The sequence below is a fragment of the Micromonospora ureilytica genome, assembly GCF_015751765.1.
Classification (GTDB): domain Bacteria; phylum Actinomycetota; class Actinomycetes; order Mycobacteriales; family Micromonosporaceae; genus Micromonospora; species Micromonospora ureilytica.
Genome location: NZ_JADOTX010000001.1, coordinates 4,790,071 through 4,806,125, shown reverse-complemented (window position 1 = coordinate 4,806,125; position 16,055 = coordinate 4,790,071). Strand labels below are relative to the sequence as shown.

Genomic DNA, 16,055 nt, shown 5'->3' with positions numbered 1-16,055 from the left:
CCCGCTTCCGGGTGCCGCGTTGCTCGGGCCGGTCGTAACGGGCAGGATCGCTGGCATGGCATACGACGCGCGCGCCGCGGACCGCTCCGGCAGCCGACCCCGACGGGACGTCAGCCGCCCGGGTGCGGCCCGGCGCGCCCGGACGGCCGCCCCGGCCGGCAACCCCGGCCCCGACGAGCCGGTCGCGCTCACCGACCCGGTCACCATGCGCCTCGACGGGCGGGTCGCTCTGGTCACCGGCGCGGGCAGCCCGGACGGCATTGGGTACGCCACCGCCCGGCGACTCGCCGACCTGGGCGCCCGGGTGGCCATCGTCTCCACCACCCGACGCATCCACGAGCGGGCGACCGAGCTGGGGGTGACCGGTTTCGTCGCGGACCTGACCGACGAGTCCGAGGTCGGCGCGCTGGCCGATGCGGTCGCCGAGCAGTTGGGCGACGTCGAGGTGCTGGTCAACAACGCCGGCCTGGCCAGTCGGGCCAGCCAGGGGGTGCTGCGGCCGGTGGCGCAGCTGACCTACGACGAGTGGCGCGGTGAGATCGACCGCAACCTCTCCACCGCGTTCCTGTGCAGCCGCGCGTTCATCGGGGGGATGGCCGAGCGGGGCTGGGGTCGGATCGTCAACCTCTCGGCCACGGCCGGCCCGGTCAACGCCCTGCCCACCGAGGCCGCGTACGCCGCGGCGAAGGCCGGGGTCGTCGGGCTGACCCGGGCCCTGGCGATGGAGATGATCGCCGACGGCGTGACCGTCAACGCGGTGGCGCCCGGCACCATCTACACCGCGGCGTCCACCATGGCCGAGATCAAGCAGGGGTTGGGCACCCCGGTGGGGCGACCGGGCACGCCGGACGAGGTAGCCGCGGCGATCAGCTTCCTCTGCTCGCCGGCCGCCTCGTACATCACCGGGCAGATGTTGGTGGTGGACGGCGGCAACAGCGTCCGCGAGGCCCGTTTCCGCTGACCGCGCTGGGCCGCGCCGGTCGGTCGGTCAGTAGCTGCCGCTGTCGCCGGTGTTGTTGGCGAAGGCCACCAGCGCCAGCCAGCCACAGCAGGCCAGCACGGTCAGCCCGGTGAAGACGTAGCCCAGGATCAGCCCCCAGGTCGCGAGCTGGCCGCCCTCCTCGCCGCTGGTACGGATCTGCCGCTTGGCCACGTGACCGAGGACGGCGCCGGCCGGCGGAAACACGAAGGCGAACACCAGCGACAGGATCGCCAGCACGTTGGTGCCCCGACCCGGCCCGGACGGCGGTGGACCGTACTGGCCGTAGGGGCCCTGCGGGGGGTACGGCGGTTGCTGACTCCAGTGCGCCGACTGCTGCGGCCCCTGGTGGCCGTACGGCGACGGTTCACCAGCCGGTGGCCCGTACGGTGAGCGTTCCGCTGGCAGCTCGTACGCCGGCTGGTCCGGCTGCGGCACGTACGGAGGCTGGTCGGCCGGCGGTGGCGCGTACGGCGACTGGTCCCTGGGTGGCTCGTAGGGTGACGGCGGCGGCTCGTCCTCGGGTGGTCCCGACGGCGGCGGGTAGCTCACAGCTGTCCTCCTGCTGCCGGTGCCGGAAAAGTCCCTCTTGCCGGACGCTACCCGCAGCGGTGAACCTTTTCACAGCGGTTGTGTGGACTGGTCACCTTGGCCTCGTCGGCCCGGGGGGCCGATACTGACCCAGCGTTCAGTTACCCACGAGTAGTGCGCGGATCCCCGGAGGCTGAGATGGCCCGACTCGCCCAGACGCCCGGCCTGACCGACGTACAACAGTCGATCCTGGAGACCGTTCGGGAGTTCGCCGACAAGGAGATCATTCCGCACGCGCAGCGGCTGGAGCACGCCGACGAGTACCCCACCGACATCCTCGACGGCATGCGCGAGATGGGGCTGTTCGGCCTCACCATCGACGAGGAGTACGGCGGGCTCGGCGAATCACTGCTCACCTACGCGCTTGTCGTGGAGCAGCTGTCCCGAGGCTGGATGTCGATCTCCGGCATCGTCAACACCCACTTCATCGTGGCGTACCTGATCTCCCAGCACGGCTCCGCCGAGCAGAAGACCCGCCTGCTGCCGAGAATGGCCACCGGCGAGGTGCGCGGAGCGTTCTCCATGTCCGAGCCCGAGACCGGCTCCGACGTCTCCGCGATCAAGTCCCGGGCCGTCCGCGACGGCGACCGCTACGTGCTCAACGGGCAGAAGATGTGGCTCACCAACGGGGCGTACTCCTCGGTGGTCGCCACCCTGGTCAAGACCGACACCGGCGCGGAGTCCGTCTACGGCAACATGAGCACGTTCCTGCTGGAGAAGGAGCCGGGCTTCGGTGAGACCGCCCCCGGCCTCACCATCCCCGGCAAGATCGAGAAGATGGGTTACAAGGGTGTCGAGACCACCGAGATGGTGCTCGACGGCGTGACCGTGCCCGACTCCGCGATCCTCGGTGGCGCCGACAAGGTGGGCCGTGGCTTCTACCAGATGATGGACGGCATCGAGGTGGGCCGGGTCAACGTGGCCGCCCGCGCCTGCGGCATCTCCATCCGCGCCTTCGAGCTGGCGGTCAGCTACGCCCAGCAGCGCAAGACCTTCGGCCAGCCCCTCGCCAAGCACCAGGCGATCGCCTTCAAGCTCGCCGAGATGGGCACGAAGATCGAGGCGGCGCACGCCCTCATGGTCAACGCCGCACGGCTCAAGGACGCCGGCCAGCGCAACGACGTCGAGGCCGGCATGGCCAAGCTGCTCGCCTCGGAATACTGCGCCGAGGTCGTCCAGGAGGCGTTCCGCATCCACGGCGGCTACGGCTACTCCAAGGAGTACGAAATCGAGCGGCTGATGCGGGAGGCCCCGTTCCTGCTCATCGGCGAGGGCACCTCCGAGATCCAGAAGACCATCATCTCCCGGGGCCTCCTCAAGGAATACAAGCTCTGATCCGCGCCTGCTGATCGGTTGCTCGCTGCCGGTTGCTTGCTGGCCGGTCGCCGATCCGCGTCGTCGGTCACGAGCGTGATGACCGTGAGGCATCAATATGACTCAGAGGCATCACGCTCGTGACCGAGGCTGTCCGCGCCGACGGACGCGTCGTCGTTGACGAGACATGGCGCCCCTGACCAGCGCAGGCCGGTGACCCGCCCTCACCCCACCAGCCCTTCCGCACTCACCCCAACCTCGTCGATCAAGGAGTCGTGGTGGGGAATAGAAGCGGCAAAGGCCCCCAACCCGGCACCACAACTGCATGATCGGCGGGGCGGGGCGGGGCGGGGTTCGCGTTAGGGGAGGCGGGTCAGGTTGGCGGCGGCGCGTTCGACGATGAGGCAGCGGTCTTCGACGTAGTCCATGCCGGCCTCCTCGGCGATCCGCCGCGCCTCGGCCGAGACGATGCCCAGTTGGAGCCAGACCGCGGGGGCGCCGATCGCCGCCGCGTCCCGGACCACCTGCACGGCGTCGGCCGCCGGCCGGAACACGTCCACCAGGTCGACCGGATGCGGGATGTCGGCGAGGGTCTTGTACGCCCGCTCCCCGAACAGTTCGTCGACCGTCGGGTTGACCGGGATGATGCGCCAGCCGTACTGCTGCATCTGCAACGGCACGCCGTGCGCGGCCTTGAACGGGTCTCGGGACGCGCCCACGACGGCGATCACGGCGGAGTCGGCGAGGATCTGCTGAGCGGTACGCACCCGCCGACTGTAGCTCCGACTACAACAGCGTCAGCTGCTCGGCGGCCGACGGTGGCGGCGGTTCGGGCAGGTTGCGGTTGTCGCCCCGCTCCCCGCGGTGCAGCCCGTGCAGGCGGGAGGCGATCCGCACCCGCGCGGTCAACTCCCGTTGGTACGCCTGCGGGGCGTACGCGCCGGCTCGGTAGAGCTCGCGGTAGCGGGGCACGAGGTGCGGGTGCTCGCGGGCGATCCAGTGCGCGTACCACTCCCGGGCACCGGGACGCAGGTGCAGCGGCAGGGCGGTCACGCTCGTCGCGCCGGCGGCGGCGATCGCCGAGACGGTGGCGTCGATCGACTCGTCGCTGTCGCTGAGGCCGGGCAGGATCGGGGCCATCAGCACGCCGACGGAGAAGCCGGCGTCGGCGAGCGCCCGGACGGCGTCCAGCCGGCGGCGTGGGTGCGGTGTGCCCGGCTCGACGCTGCGCCAGAGGTGCTCGTCGACGAACCCCACCGAGAAGGAGATGCCCACCGTGGTCACCTCGGCGGCCTGGCGCAGCAGCGGCAGGTCGCGCAGGATCAGCGTGCCCTTGGTGAGGATCGAGAACGGGTTGGCGAAGTCTCGCAGGGCGCCGATGATCTGCGGCATCAGCCGGTAACGACCCTCGGCGCGCTGGTAGCAGTCCACGTTGGTGCCCATTGCCACGTGCGCGCCCCGCCAGCGCGGCGCGGCCAGCTCCCGTCGGACCAGCTCACCGGCGTTGACCTTGACGATCACCTTCCGGTCGAAGTCCGCGCCGGCATCGAGGTCGAGGTAAGTGTGAGTATTTCTCGCGAAACAATAAACACACGCATGAGAGCAGCCCCGATATGGGTTGATCGTCCACTCGAACGGGACGCGGGACTGCCCGGGAACCCGGTTGAGGATGGACTTGGCCTGCACCTCGTAGAAGGTCATCCCGGCGAACTCGGGGGTGTCGAAGGTGCGGGCGATGGCGCCGGGCAGCGCCAGCGGCAGGGGTGGCGTCGCTGGCGCTGCCCGCTCGGGGTCTCCCTCGACCGGGGGAGCGGTGAGGTTGTCCCAGCGCATGGGCACTATTCGAACACGTGTACGAGGCAAGCGCAAGTGACCCGCCGTACACCGGTGGGCGTTCGCGTGGTCGGAGAGGGGAGGATGGACACCATGGAGACGTCGACCTTCGTCTACGACGGGGACTGCGCGTTCTGCACGACCTGCGCGGAGTTCATCGAGCGCCGCATCCCCACCGCCGCGCGGGTGGTGCCCTGGCAGTTCGCCGACCTGGACGCGCTCGGCCTCACAGTGGCCGAGTGCGAGGAGGCCGTGCAGTGGGTGGGCGCGGACGGCTCGCGCGCTGCGGGCCCGGACGCCATTGCGAAACTGCTTGCCGCGAGTGGCCCGCTCTGGCGGGTCGCAGGCGCGGGTCTGCGGTTCCCGCCGGTCCGCGCTGCGGCCTGGCCGGTGTACCGCTGGGTGGCGCGCAACCGGCACCGGCTTCCCGGTGGCACGGCGGCCTGTTCCCTGCCGCAGGAGGCCCGGGAGCGGCTCTACGGGCCGACTGGTCGCCCGACCACCGGCGCCTGATCGTCGAGCGTTCGCTCCGCGCCGGCTCCCACCGGGGCCTGGCCAGGCGGCACCGTGTCGGCGTCCATCGGGTCCGCTGGAGGAACGTCGGTCGCTGACGCGGGAGTTTCGCGGCCGACGAGCCGGCGGGCCCAGACCAGTGGGCGCACCCGTTCCAGCGGCAGGAAGCTGGTCATCGCGGCCAGGTGCGGCGCGAACGAGATCGTGATGGTCGCGATGGTGACCGCGTGGAACGAGTAGAAGAAGCCGACCATGGCGAGTCGCCAGCGGGCCGGCAGCAGGAAGACCACCGGGCTCAGCAGCTCGAACGCGACGATGCCGAACTGGGCGACGATCAGCAGGTGCGGCACCTGGGCGATGAGGTCCGCCAGGTCGGTGCCGCGCCGGATGATCGCGCGGGCCAGGACCGAGCCGGTCAGCCAGTCCAGACCGCCGAAGCGCAGCTTGGCGAAGGCGGCCAGGAAGTACGTGCAGATGACCGCGACCTGGGTGACGCGTAGGGCCCAGCCACCGGCCTCGGTGCGGGTGGTGTCGCCGTGTCGGGCGCGACCGGCGGTGGGCAGCACGGCCAGGGCGACGAGCAGGCCGAACCGGTCGTGGTCGACCTTCCCGTAGCTCATCGCGATGATCATCCACTCCAGGTACAGCGCGCACACGGCCCAGCCGAGCAGCCGGGGTGCCCGCCCGGTCGCGGCGAGGAGCGCGAGTAGCAGCAACGCCCAGAAGATCACCGTCACCAACGTCTCGGTTGGCGTCGGCAGTGGGAGCAGGCGGCCGATCAGGAGCGGTCGGTACAGGTCGCCGGGCACGCTGACCCGGGTGCGTACCCAGGGGGTGAAGATCACCAGGTCGGCGGCGACGAACAGATAGATCAGGGTGCGGAACGCGGCCACCCGGCCCCGGGGTACGGCCTCGGTCAGCCAGCGGCTCATCGGGGGGCCTGCCAGCGGACGACGGTCTCGTCGGTGTGTTGACCGGTCGGTCGGCCGGCGCGGATGCCGTGCCAGCGGATGACGATGCGGACCTCGACCAGCGCGGGGGCGTCCGGGTGGCGTTCGGCGTACGCGTCGGCGACCTCGGTGAGCAGCGTCGGGTCGGCAGCGTACCGGGCCTGCTGACCCTCGATCTCGGCGCGGCGGATGCCTGTTGCGTTCTGGTCGAGGTCGATCAGCGCCCCGGAGCTGTTCACCCCCTCGACGCGGGTGTCGGGTGCGGGCGCGTTCGGCGGGTTGGAGGTGGAGTACATCCGGAACGGGCCGAACGGGAAGTCGTCGTCGCTGCCCCAGAAGGTGCCGACGACGAGCAGGGCGAGGCCGAGTGCGGTCGCGCCGAGCCGGGTCGCGCGCCCGCGGGTGGTCAGGTTCTCCATCGGGTCGTGACGATACGGGATGTACCGGCTGTGTCGGGTCCCTCCGACGGCCAGTTCGGCCTGACCAGCCAGGTGATCATGCGCCAGCTTCCGGGGGTACGACGAAGGCCGGGCCCGCATCGGGCCCGGCCTTCGGTGTCGTCGCGGGGACGACTCAGTGGTTGTGCTCGGCCAGCTGCTTGCGAACGTCGTCCATGTCCAGTGCCTCGACCTGCTCGATCAGGTTCTCCAGCGCGGACTCGGGAAGGGCGCCCGGCTGGGCGAAGACGATGACGCCGTCACGGATCGCCATGATCGTCGGGATCGAGCGAATGTCGAACTTGGCGCCCAGCTCCTGCTGGGCCTCAGTGTCGACCTTGCCGAAGACGATGTTCTGGTGCTTCTCCGAGGAGCGCTCGTAGACCGGGGCGAACCGCTTGCACGGACCACACCAGTCGGCCCAGAAGTCGACCAGGACGATGCCGTCGTTGCCGGTCACCTCGTCGAAGTTCGTCGAGGTCAGCTCAACGGTTGCCATTGCACTCTCCGATCACCGCGGTTTATCTACGTCCCGTAGAACCAGGGCTGACCGTATCGAATTCCCGGGCGGTGGGGCACGAAACGTGCTCGGGGCTGCCGGGGGGTGCCGCAGGTCATCGACACATGTCTGTTCACACCCGACCTGCGGAACGCAAGTGCATGACGCACTTGCGTGACCAGCGGTAATGGGAGCGTTTCCAGGGAGATCCACCCGATTGAGCACTACGAATCGGTAACTTGGGCCCTGACGAGGAGGTATCCGGCCTGCGGAGATCGCTGATCAACCTCCGCTTCGTCACGGACAGTAGTGTTACAAAAAGATAAATGTGACGCCGATCTCTGTTGAACCTACGCAGGCGTAGGGCAGAATTCCTCACATCAGAGCGTGGGCGGCGGGTGCCGGGGAGGGCCCCGCCGCTCATTGCGTCTCCCCCCAGGCGAGTGACCGGTGTGACATTTCCGCCGCCGTCGCGCCCCGCCGGTCCCCTTAACCATCGGTAAGGCATGCTGTGCCGAACTCCATCGCCGCCCGTCGAAGGGACCAGCATGCAGTTCGGTCGCTACTACGAGGAGTTCGAGGTCGGCGCGGTCTACCGGCACTGGCCGGGCAAGACCGTCACCGAGTACGACGACCACCTCTTCTGCCTGCTCACGATGAACCACCACCCGCTGCACATGGACGCGCACTACGCCGCGACGGCCAGCCAGTTCAAGCGCAACGTCGTGGTCGGCAACTACATCTACTCGCTGCTGCTCGGCATGTCGGTGCCCGATGTGAGTGGCAAGGCGATCGCCAACCTGGAGGTCGAGTCGCTGCGGCACGTCGCGCCGACCTTCCACGGCGACACCATCTACGGCGAGACCACCGTGCTGGACAAGCGGGAGTCCGGCTCGAAGCCCGACCGGGGCGTGGTGTCGGTGGAGACTCGCGGCTACAACCAGGACGGCACGATGGTCTGCGTCTTCCGCCGCAAGGTCATGGTCCCCAAGCGGGAGTACGCGGCCGCCGCGGTGCCCGACGGAGTGGATCCGGAGCGGCCCAGCTTCCCCGAGCCGCGCTGACCGTCGCGGCGGGCTCGACCGTCGACGAACACCGGCTTCTTCCCCGCCGCGGGTCTGCTGGGGAAGGGGCCCTGTTCCCGTCTCGGGGCATATGCTGACGCCGGAGGTTCCGATGAGCCACTCCGTCGCGGGAGAGCCGTCCTCTGCCGGCCGCCGAGCCGCGCCCTTGACCACCGCTGTCTACTCCGCTGCCGAGTGGGACCTGCTCACCAGCCTGCCCGGTCGGGTTCTCGTGGCCGCCGCGGCGCCCGGTCCTGGCCGGACGGAGCGCGGGGTCATGGCGAGCCTGGCCGGCCTGGACGCCGTGGCCGCGGGCCGAGCCTCCGACAGCGACCTGGTCCGCGCGGTGGTCGCCACGATCTACGCCCGCCACGACGGCACCCCGCAACCTGCCGAGCGACTCACCGACCTGGTGGACCTGCTGGCCGCCTGCCGGGCGGCGAGCCGGGTCCTGCGGCGGCGGGCCGACCCCGCCGACTCGGCCGCGTACCGCCAGTGGGTGCAGTCGGTCGCGGCCCGGGTCTGTCGCGCGGTGCCCGGCACCGGCGCGCGCCGGGTGGACCCACCGGCCAGCCCGGCGGACCGGCGCTTCCTGGACCGGCTCGGTGCCGCCCTCGACCTCGGTTGACCGGCAGGTCGTCGCGCCGGGCGCCGAGGCGGTCCGTACCCTCTGATGACCGTGACCGACGACCAGCTTGAGGTGGGCGTGGGCCCCTGGCCGGGGGACCCACCGGACGACAGTCGTTACGACAGGCAGCTGCTGGCGGAGGGGGACCGGCGCAACGTCGTCGACCGCTACCGCTACTGGCGGCACGAGGCGATCGTCGCGGACCTGGACCGGCACCGGCACGGTTTCCACGTGGCGATCGAGAACTGGCAGCACGACTTCAACATCGGCACTGTGGTGCGCAACGCGAACGCGTTCAACGCGGCCGAGGTGCACATCGTCGGACGGCGACGGTGGAACCGGCGCGGCGCGATGGTGACCGATCGGTACCAGCACGTACGGCACCACGAGACGATCGAGGAGTTCGTCGCCTGGGCGGCCGGGCGGCGCCTGCCGGTGTTCGGCATCGACAACCTGCCCGGGTCGCGTCCGCTGGAGACCGGCACCCTGCCGCGCGACTGCGTGCTGCTGTTCGGCCAGGAGGGGCCCGGCCTCTCCGCGCCGGCCCGCGCCGCGTGCGACCAGCTCTACTCCATCGCCCAGTACGGCTCGACGAGGTCGATCAACGCGGGCGTGGCCAGCGGAATCGCGATGCACGCCTGGATCCGTGCGCATGCCGGCACACCGCCGGACTGACCCACGTACGGTGCCGAATCGGACGTTCCGGCTTGACGTGCCGGCGGTCCGGGGAGACGGTGGGGATGTGAGTGTCGCGGTGAGTTGTCCGAGATGCGGGGGCCCGGTACGGGCGCCGGATCTGATGAACACCGACTCGAGGTGTGTGCGCTGCGGCCCGGTGCCGCCGTTGCACGTGCCCGAGCACATCGGAGCGGACATCGTGGCGAGCGTGGTGGAGCGGATCACCACGACCGCCGATCCACCGGTGACGCCGCTGTGGTGCCCGTGGCCGCTGCCGCCCGGTTGGACACTCACCGGCGTGGCGTACGCCGGGGACGACCGCACGGGGGTGCGGGCGACCGCGGTGGCCTGCGCGGGCCCGGCGCCACTCGGTGGGGGTCCGGCCGATCTGGTCTTCGTGGCCGAGGAACCCGGTGTGGGCCTGGGCACCCGACTCGCCGGGCTGACCGGCCCGGATCCGGGCCCGGAGTTGGTCGACGCGCTGACCGACCCGGGGTCGGGTCACCCTGACCACGTCGGACAGGCGAAGATCAAGGTCGGCGGGCACCCCACTCCACTGTGGTTGGTGAATTCAGCAACGGATCGAAGCGCGTACGCCGGCGAGGCTCGGGGAATGTGGCTCCATGCGATAGCCTGGCCGGCGAGTGCGGGTCACCTGCTCGCGGAAGACGTCGTGCTACACGACCTGACCGAGTGGACTCCGCCCGAGCTCGTGTACGGCGCACCGTCCCCGTATTTACCCGGTAGAGCTTGACAACTCTCCTGGTTTGACGGAGAACGGACGCAGATATTCACTGTACGACACCACACTGATACTCTGGGTGCCGCTGCGGTAATGGGACCCGGCGCCGCGCGAGAGGATGGCCCGCCATGGTCAAGAAGGTCCTCACCTGGGCCGGAATCGCATTCTTGATCTTCTTCGTCGCCTACCGGCCAAACTCTGCGGCGGACGTGTTCAAGTCGCTCGGCGGCGGGATCATGGATATCGCCCAGGGGTTTGGCGACTTCTTCACCAGCCTCGTCGCCTAGCCGCCGATGGGCAGCCCCTCCGGTCCACCCTTCGACCCGGACGACCCCGACCGGGAACGTCGCGAGCGCGACACCGAGCCGATCCCGCGGATCGGGCCTGATGATGGCCCGGGCTACGGGGCCGGTCCCGGCCTGTCCGACGGTCCGTCCCTTTCGGACGACGTCGGTTACGGCGACGGGCCCGGTTATGCCGGCCAGGGTCGTTCCGGTCGGGGGTGGATCCGTGATCCGGAGGCCAGCTACCAGCCGCCGCAGATCTCCGAGGACGAGCTGGCCGGGTTGCGCGCAGACGCGACCGGCTCGACCCCTCGTCGGGTGCTGCCACTGGAAGACGAGCCCAGTTCGCTGGTGGCTCGCTACCTCTTCCCCACCGAGCGCTACCGCGGCGAGTGGAAGCGGCACTGGATCCACCTCACCAACCCGCTGCTGATCGGCGTCGCGGCGACCTTCGTGCTTGGCTACCTCTCCGGCTTCCTCGCCGGTCAGGACGTCGGCGCGCTGACCACCATCGCCGTGCTGCTCTGGTTCGCGGTGATGGGCTGGGTGGCGTGGAAGGTCGCCGACTGGTGGTATGACCGGTTCATCCTGACCAACAAGCGGGTCATGGTGGTCAACGGCATCGTCACCCGCAAGGTGGCGATGATGCCGCTGGTCCGGGTCACCGACATGAAGTACGAGCAGTCGCCGACCGGCCGCGCGCTCAACTACGGCACCTTCGTGCTGGAGTCCGCCGGCCAGGAGCAGGCGCTCCGCGAGATCAAGAATCTGCCCAACCCGAACGAGCTCTACCTGCGTGTCGTCGAGGAGATGTACGAGCCGCAGGCGGTCGAGGCACGGCTCGGCAAGGAGGCCGACGAGGCCAAGGCCGACGACGGGGCGTGAAGGTTTTCGACCGAACATCGGAGCAAGTGCGCACCTTTCGTCATGGACCAGAGCGCCTCTGACGTGGCACTCTGCCAGGACGGCAGGGGTGTGGAGGTGGGCGGTGGCGAGCAAGGACTCGTTGGAGGAGCAGTTCCGCGAGTTCGTTGCGGCCCGCTCCGCCGCGCTCCTACGCACCGCTTACCTGCTCACCGGGGACTGGGCCACGGCCGAGGACCTGCTCCAGACGGCGCTGACCAAGACCTACCTCGCGTGGAAGCGGCTCGGCGGAATCGAGGCGGTCGAGCCGTACGCCCGACGTGTGCTGGTCAATACGTCGACCAGTTGGTGGCGGCGGCGCTGGCACGGCGAACGCCCGACCGAGGTGCTGCCCGAGCGGGCCGGTGTCGACGAGATCGAGCAGCAACTCGACCGTGACCTGCTCTGGCGGCATCTCCGGGAGCTGCCCAACCGGCAGCGGGCAGTGCTGGTGCTGCGCTACTACGAGGACATGTCGGAGGCGCAGACCGCCGCGATGCTGGACATTTCACCGGGCACGGTGAAGAGCCAGGCGTCCCGGGCACTGGCCACGCTGCGTCGTCGATTGGGCGCGGACGCGGCGGACCTCGCCGCCGCAGCCGGTATCGCCGGCCGCTCGGCCGCCGCCGATGGTGGGGCGGGCGCGACCGGTGCCGCTGCGACACCCAGGCCGGGGCGGGCGGCTGGCCGACAGGTGCCCCGCGTGGCCGCTCCGCGCCCCGCCGCGCCGCGTCCGATCACCCCGCAGGTCGTGCTGCCCACCGCCCCGGCGGCCGTGCCCGTCGGCACGGGCTCCGGGGAACAGCAGTGAGTGAGGTCCCAGGCCGGCGCGACAACCTGACGGACGGTCCACGGCGTTCATACCAGGTGCGGCCTGACGAGGTGGAAGGTGCGGTGCGGGAGACACTCTCGCGCCAGGTCGCTCTTGCCCGCCCACTGAGCGTCGACCCGGCGGGGCAGGCCATTCGCCGCGCGAACCGAATCCGGCGTCGACGCACCGCGGTCGGCGTCGCCCTCGCGGCGGTCACCACCGTGCTGCTCAGCGCCGGCATGGTCCAGCTCGGTGCCGAGACCAGGCGGGACGGTTCGCCCATCGTGGTTATCGGCGACCCGGACCCGACCAGCCGACCGCTCCCGACGGCCAACATTCCCGGCCCGGCCCCCTCACCCGAGACGTCGACCTCTCCTCTGGTCGGCGAGACGCTGATCAGCGCCGACGGGCGGCGGCTGGTGCTGCCCGACGTGGGGCCGGCCGAACGCGCCCAGCCCCTGCCCGGCGGCGGCGGTTGGCTGGTGGTCGGCGCGCAGAGCACCGCAGGGCGCAGCCTGTGGGTGGTGCAGGACGACGGCCTGGTGCAGGTGCTGCTGGCCGGGGCGGGCGCCATCGTCCTGGCCCCGGACAGCCTCCAGGTCGCCTGGCGCGACGGAGGCGATCTGCTGGTGGCGGGCGTGGCCGGCACCCAACTCATCGGGGCGGTACGCACCCCGGTACCCGCGGCGGCGGAGCCCGTCCGGTTCGTCGGCGACAGCGTGCTGGTCCGACTCGACCCGGCCGGCGCCGGTCACACCCTCTGGCGGCCCGGTGCGGGGTCGTTGCCCGAAGCCCTCGACCGCAAGAGCCTCAACGTCTACGGGCGGCTACCCGACGGGCGGCTCGTCGGCCAGGTCACCACCGAGCCGGGCCGGACCTGCCTCGCCGTACTCGCCCCGACCCGTCAGCTGGACCCGGTACGCACCGGCTGCGGTCCCGACCTGAGCCAGGACGGCATCGGCGGAGTCTCGCCGGACGGGCGGTGGCTGCTGGTGAACGGGGAGATCGGCAAGGCCGGCCGGTCCCTGCTGGTCGACCTGCAGCGGCTCGGGCCGGCTACGACCGCCGTTGCGGCCGGGCCGCCGATGACCGGGGCGATCGTGTGGAGCAACGAGGCCCACGCCTCCTACCTCGACGGCACCGGCGAGCTGGTCCGGGTCGACGTCGGCCAGGTGCGGGCGGGAAAGCCCGCCAGCCCCACCGCGGTGCCCGGCGTGCCGACCGGAGACCAGCCGATCCTGGTGAAGGACCTTCTGATCCCCGGGTGAACTGGGCGACCCACATGAGCCGTGCTCACTGTTTCCTCGGTAGCGTCGGGCGGTGACCTCGCGTACCGGCTCCGCCCCCCGGATCGACCTGCACGCCCACTCGACGGCCAGCGACGGCACGCTGACCCCGGCCGAGCTGGTCGGCGCGGCCGTCGACGCCGGGCTGGACGTGCTGGCGATCACCGATCACGACACCACCGCCGGTTGGGCCCCGGCCGTGGGCGCGCTGCCGCCAGGTCTGCGTCTGGTCCGGGGTGCGGAGTTGTCGTGTCGCTGGTCCGGCGAGCAGCCAGCGGTGCCGCTGCACCTGCTCGCGTACCTGTTCGACCCGGACCACCCTGAGCTGGTGGCCGAGCTGGCCCGGGTCCGGGCCGCCCGGGAAGAGCGCGGCGAACGGATGGTCGGCCTCCTGCGGGCCGACGGCATCGACGTGAACTGGCCGGACATCCTGGCCGGCGCGGGTGGCGGCACCGTGGGACGCCCGCACCTCGCACAGGCGCTGATCCGCGCCGGCCTGGTCGACAGCGTCCGGGAGGCGTTCGGCCCGAACTGGCTGGGCGAGCGGTACCGGCTGCCCAAGGAGGACATCGACGTGTTCCGGGCCATTCGACTGGTCCGGGCGGCCGGAGGTGTGCCGGTCTTCGCCCATCCGCGGGCCACCCGCCGCGGCCGGGTGGTACCCGACGAGGTGATCGCCGAGCTGGCCGCCGCCGGGCTGGCCGGGCTCGAGGTCGACCACGAGGACCACAGCCCGGCCGAGCGGGAACACGTACGGGCGCTCGCCGCCGAGCTGGGTCTGCTCGTCACCGGCTCGTCGGACTTTCACGGCACCCACAAGACCGTTCAGCTCGGCGCGTTCAGCACCAGCGTCGAGGCGTACGAGCGGATCGTCGCCGACGGGGTGACCGAGGTCGCTTCGGGCTGATCCGGGTATTTCGCCCATCGCGGCGCGGCTAGGTTGATCACGTGGATCTGAAGCTGTTCGGCGAGGTTTTCGTGACCCTGCTGGTGATCACCGACCCGCCGGGCATGATGCCGATCTTCCTGGCGTTGACCGGCCCGCTGCCCGCCCGCGACCGCAACCGGGCAGCCTGGCAGGCCGTCGCGCTGGCGCTCGGCGTCATCGTGATCTTCGCGGTGGCGGGGCAGACCCTGCTCGACTATCTGCACGTGGACCTGCCGGCGTTGCAGGCGGCCGGCGGGCTGCTGCTCGTACTCGTCGCCCTGGAACTGCTGACCGGCAAGGCCGACGACCCGAGCCAACAGGTCACCTCCAACATCGCGCTGGTGCCGCTGGGCACGCCACTGCTGGCCGGGCCGGGTGCCATCGTGGCCACCATGCTCTTCGTCCAGCAGGCCGACGGGCTGGGAGAGTTCACCGCCATCGCCGTGGCGATCCTCGCCGTGATGGTCGCCGTCTGGATCGTCCTGCGCTTCTCCGGTGGCATCGTGAAGATCCTCCGGCCGGGCGGGATCGAGGTGCTGACCCGGATCGCCGGCCTGCTGCTGGCCGCGATCGCCGTGCAGCTCATCGCCGACGCGGTGGCCGCCTTCGTCACGCAGTACGTCAACATGGCCTGACGGCACGCGCGCGATGTCGGGGGCGGATGGCAGGATCGCAGGCGTGCGACGATCCTCATCAGCGGGGCGGCCGGCCGCCGGCGGCCGGGCCCCCCGGCAGCGCGCCGGCGACGCCGAGCAACTTGGCTTCGAGGGCATGCCGGAGCGGCTGTTCGTCTGCACCCCGAGCAAGCTCGGCGCGTACGCGGACTGCCCGCGTCGCTACCGCTACTCCTACGTCGACCGGCCCGCCCCGCCCAAGGGCCCGCCGTGGGCGCACAACTCGCTCGGCGCCAGCGTGCACACCGCGCTGAAAAACTGGTATGCGCTGCCCGCCGACCGGCGGCGCCCCGAGGCGCTGGCCACGCTGCTCAAGGGCACCTGGGTCCGCGAGGGCTACCGCGACGACGAGCAGGAGCGGGCCGCCTACCGGCGGGCGTTGGGCTGGCTGGAGTCGTACGTCGAGACGCTGGAGCCGGATTCCGACCCGCTCGGCGTGGAGCGGGTGGTGGCGGTCAAGACCGCGGTGCTGGCGTTCAACGGCCGCACCGACCGGATCGACTCGCGACCCGGGCCGGAAGGGCCCGAGCTGGTCATCGTCGACTACAAGACCGGTCGCACCGGTCTGGACACGGACGACGCCCGGGGTTCGCAGGCGTTGGCGCTCTACGCGTACGCGGCCGAGCGGGTGTTCCGCAAGCCGTGCCGCCGGGTGGAGTTGCACCACCTGCCGACCGGCACGGTCGCCGCCCACGACCACACAGTCGAGTCGCTGGCCCGGCAGTTGACCCGCGCGGAGGAGACAGCCCGCGACATCATGGCCGCCGAACGGGCGGTCGCGGACGGCGCCGACGCGGACGAGGCGTTCCCGGTGGCACCCGGCCCGCGCTGTGGATGGTGCGACTTTCGGCGGCACTGCCCGACCGGCGCGCAGGTGCCGGGCAAGGAGCCGTGGGCGGCCATGGACCGGCCTGCCGACGGCTGATCTCCCCCGGGGAGGG

20 protein-coding genes are annotated in these 16,055 nt (G+C 71.0%); 14 read left to right on the top strand and 6 right to left on the bottom strand.

From position 1 onward, the window contains the following. The first annotated feature begins 55 nt into the window (after nt 1-55). Entirely contained in the window at nt 56-961 is a 906-nt protein-coding gene (locus IW248_RS21770) for an SDR family NAD(P)-dependent oxidoreductase (protein ID WP_124819984.1), read from the top strand. A gap of 27 nt (nt 962-988) precedes the next feature. Here IW248_RS21770 and IW248_RS21765 read toward each other — a convergent pair whose 3' ends face one another. Further along, entirely contained in the window at nt 989-1,531 is a 543-nt protein-coding gene (locus IW248_RS21765; protein WP_196928459.1) for a DUF4190 domain-containing protein, read from the bottom strand. A gap of 177 nt (nt 1,532-1,708) precedes the next feature. Between IW248_RS21765 and IW248_RS21760 the strand changes: the two genes are divergently transcribed. Continuing rightward, a complete protein-coding gene (locus IW248_RS21760) occupies nt 1,709-2,905 on the top strand; it encodes an acyl-CoA dehydrogenase family protein (RefSeq protein WP_196928458.1) in 1,197 nt (398 codons plus the stop codon). A 338-nt stretch (nt 2,906-3,243) separates the two neighbouring features. Here the strand turns inward: IW248_RS21760 and IW248_RS21755 are convergent, their stop codons facing one another. Together IW248_RS21755 and IW248_RS21750 are read right to left on the bottom strand one after the other, a co-directional pair. Beyond that, entirely contained in the window at nt 3,244-3,651 is a 408-nt protein-coding gene (locus tag IW248_RS21755) for a CoA-binding protein (RefSeq protein ID WP_196928457.1), read from the bottom strand. Between the two features lie 19 nt (nt 3,652-3,670). Further along, the gene (locus IW248_RS21750; RefSeq protein ID WP_196928456.1) at nt 3,671-4,717 is read right to left on the bottom strand and encodes an Rv2578c family radical SAM protein; all 1,047 of its coding nucleotides are present in this window, start codon (nt 4,715-4,717) and stop codon (nt 3,671-3,673) included. 93 nt (nt 4,718-4,810) lie between these two features. Here IW248_RS21750 and IW248_RS21745 point away from each other — a divergent pair, with 93 nt between their 5' ends. After that, complete coding sequence (locus tag IW248_RS21745) at nt 4,811-5,230, top strand: thiol-disulfide oxidoreductase DCC family protein (RefSeq protein WP_196928455.1); 420 nt, start codon at nt 4,811-4,813, stop codon at nt 5,228-5,230. Here IW248_RS21745 and IW248_RS21740 read toward each other — a convergent pair. The 3 genes from IW248_RS21740 to trxA all read right to left on the bottom strand — a co-directional run bounded on the left by IW248_RS21740 (nt 5,194) and on the right by trxA (nt 7,116). Next, nucleotides 5,194-6,162 (bottom strand): HTTM domain-containing protein, encoded by a 969-nt coding sequence (locus IW248_RS21740; RefSeq protein ID WP_196928454.1) that lies wholly within the window; start codon nt 6,160-6,162, stop codon nt 5,194-5,196. The genes IW248_RS21745 and IW248_RS21740 overlap by 37 nt on opposite strands. Further along, a complete protein-coding gene (locus IW248_RS21735) occupies nt 6,159-6,599 on the bottom strand; it encodes a hypothetical protein (RefSeq protein ID WP_196928453.1) in 441 nt (146 codons plus the stop codon). The genes IW248_RS21740 and IW248_RS21735 overlap by 4 nt, the downstream gene beginning before the upstream one ends. A 154-nt stretch (nt 6,600-6,753) precedes the next feature. Then, nucleotides 6,754-7,116: a thioredoxin gene (gene trxA / locus IW248_RS21730; protein ID WP_007455291.1), complete on the bottom strand. Its 363-nt coding sequence runs from the start codon at nt 7,114-7,116 to the stop codon at nt 6,754-6,756. A gap of 548 nt (nt 7,117-7,664) precedes the next feature. Between trxA and IW248_RS21725 the strand changes: the two genes are divergently transcribed. The 11 genes from IW248_RS21725 to IW248_RS21675 all read left to right on the top strand — a co-directional run bounded on the left by IW248_RS21725 (nt 7,665) and on the right by IW248_RS21675 (nt 16,039). Then, a complete protein-coding gene (locus tag IW248_RS21725; protein ID WP_030486570.1) occupies nt 7,665-8,180 on the top strand; it encodes a MaoC family dehydratase in 516 nt (171 codons plus the stop codon). A 91-nt stretch (nt 8,181-8,271) separates the two neighbouring features. Further along, nucleotides 8,272-8,808, top strand: coding sequence for a hypothetical protein (locus IW248_RS21720; protein ID WP_196928452.1), 537 nt, complete (start codon nt 8,272-8,274; stop codon nt 8,806-8,808). A 51-nt stretch (nt 8,809-8,859) separates the two neighbouring features. Continuing rightward, the gene (locus IW248_RS21715; RefSeq protein ID WP_196928451.1) at nt 8,860-9,483 is read left to right on the top strand and encodes a TrmH family RNA methyltransferase; all 624 of its coding nucleotides are present in this window, start codon (nt 8,860-8,862) and stop codon (nt 9,481-9,483) included. A 10-nt stretch (nt 9,484-9,493) separates the two neighbouring features. Then, the gene (locus tag IW248_RS21710) at nt 9,494-10,240 is read left to right on the top strand and encodes a DUF6758 family protein (RefSeq protein ID WP_372432716.1); all 747 of its coding nucleotides are present in this window, start codon (nt 9,494-9,496) and stop codon (nt 10,238-10,240) included. A 116-nt stretch (nt 10,241-10,356) separates the two neighbouring features. Next, nucleotides 10,357-10,515, top strand: coding sequence for a hypothetical protein (locus IW248_RS21705; protein WP_007455302.1), 159 nt, complete (start codon nt 10,357-10,359; stop codon nt 10,513-10,515). A gap of 6 nt (nt 10,516-10,521) precedes the next feature. Then, nucleotides 10,522-11,397 (top strand): PH domain-containing protein, encoded by an 876-nt coding sequence (locus tag IW248_RS21700; RefSeq protein ID WP_196928450.1) that lies wholly within the window; start codon nt 10,522-10,524, stop codon nt 11,395-11,397. Nucleotides 11,398-11,500: 103 nt separating this feature from the next. Next, complete coding sequence (locus tag IW248_RS21695) at nt 11,501-12,226, top strand: SigE family RNA polymerase sigma factor (RefSeq protein ID WP_196928449.1); 726 nt, start codon at nt 11,501-11,503, stop codon at nt 12,224-12,226. Between the two features lie 83 nt (nt 12,227-12,309). Further along, the gene (locus IW248_RS21690; RefSeq protein ID WP_196928448.1) at nt 12,310-13,494 is read left to right on the top strand and encodes a hypothetical protein; all 1,185 of its coding nucleotides are present in this window, start codon (nt 12,310-12,312) and stop codon (nt 13,492-13,494) included. 52 nt (nt 13,495-13,546) lie between these two features. Continuing rightward, on the top strand, nt 13,547-14,419 hold the full coding sequence (locus IW248_RS21685) for a PHP domain-containing protein (RefSeq protein ID WP_124819968.1): 873 nt from the start codon (nt 13,547-13,549) through the stop codon (nt 14,417-14,419). Between the two features lie 41 nt (nt 14,420-14,460). Continuing rightward, a complete protein-coding gene (locus IW248_RS21680; RefSeq protein WP_124819967.1) occupies nt 14,461-15,075 on the top strand; it encodes a MarC family protein in 615 nt (204 codons plus the stop codon). A 13-nt stretch (nt 15,076-15,088) separates the two neighbouring features. Next, the gene (locus IW248_RS21675; RefSeq protein ID WP_231396392.1) at nt 15,089-16,039 is read left to right on the top strand and encodes a RecB family exonuclease; all 951 of its coding nucleotides are present in this window, start codon (nt 15,089-15,091) and stop codon (nt 16,037-16,039) included. Nucleotides 16,040-16,055: the final 16 nt, after the last annotated feature.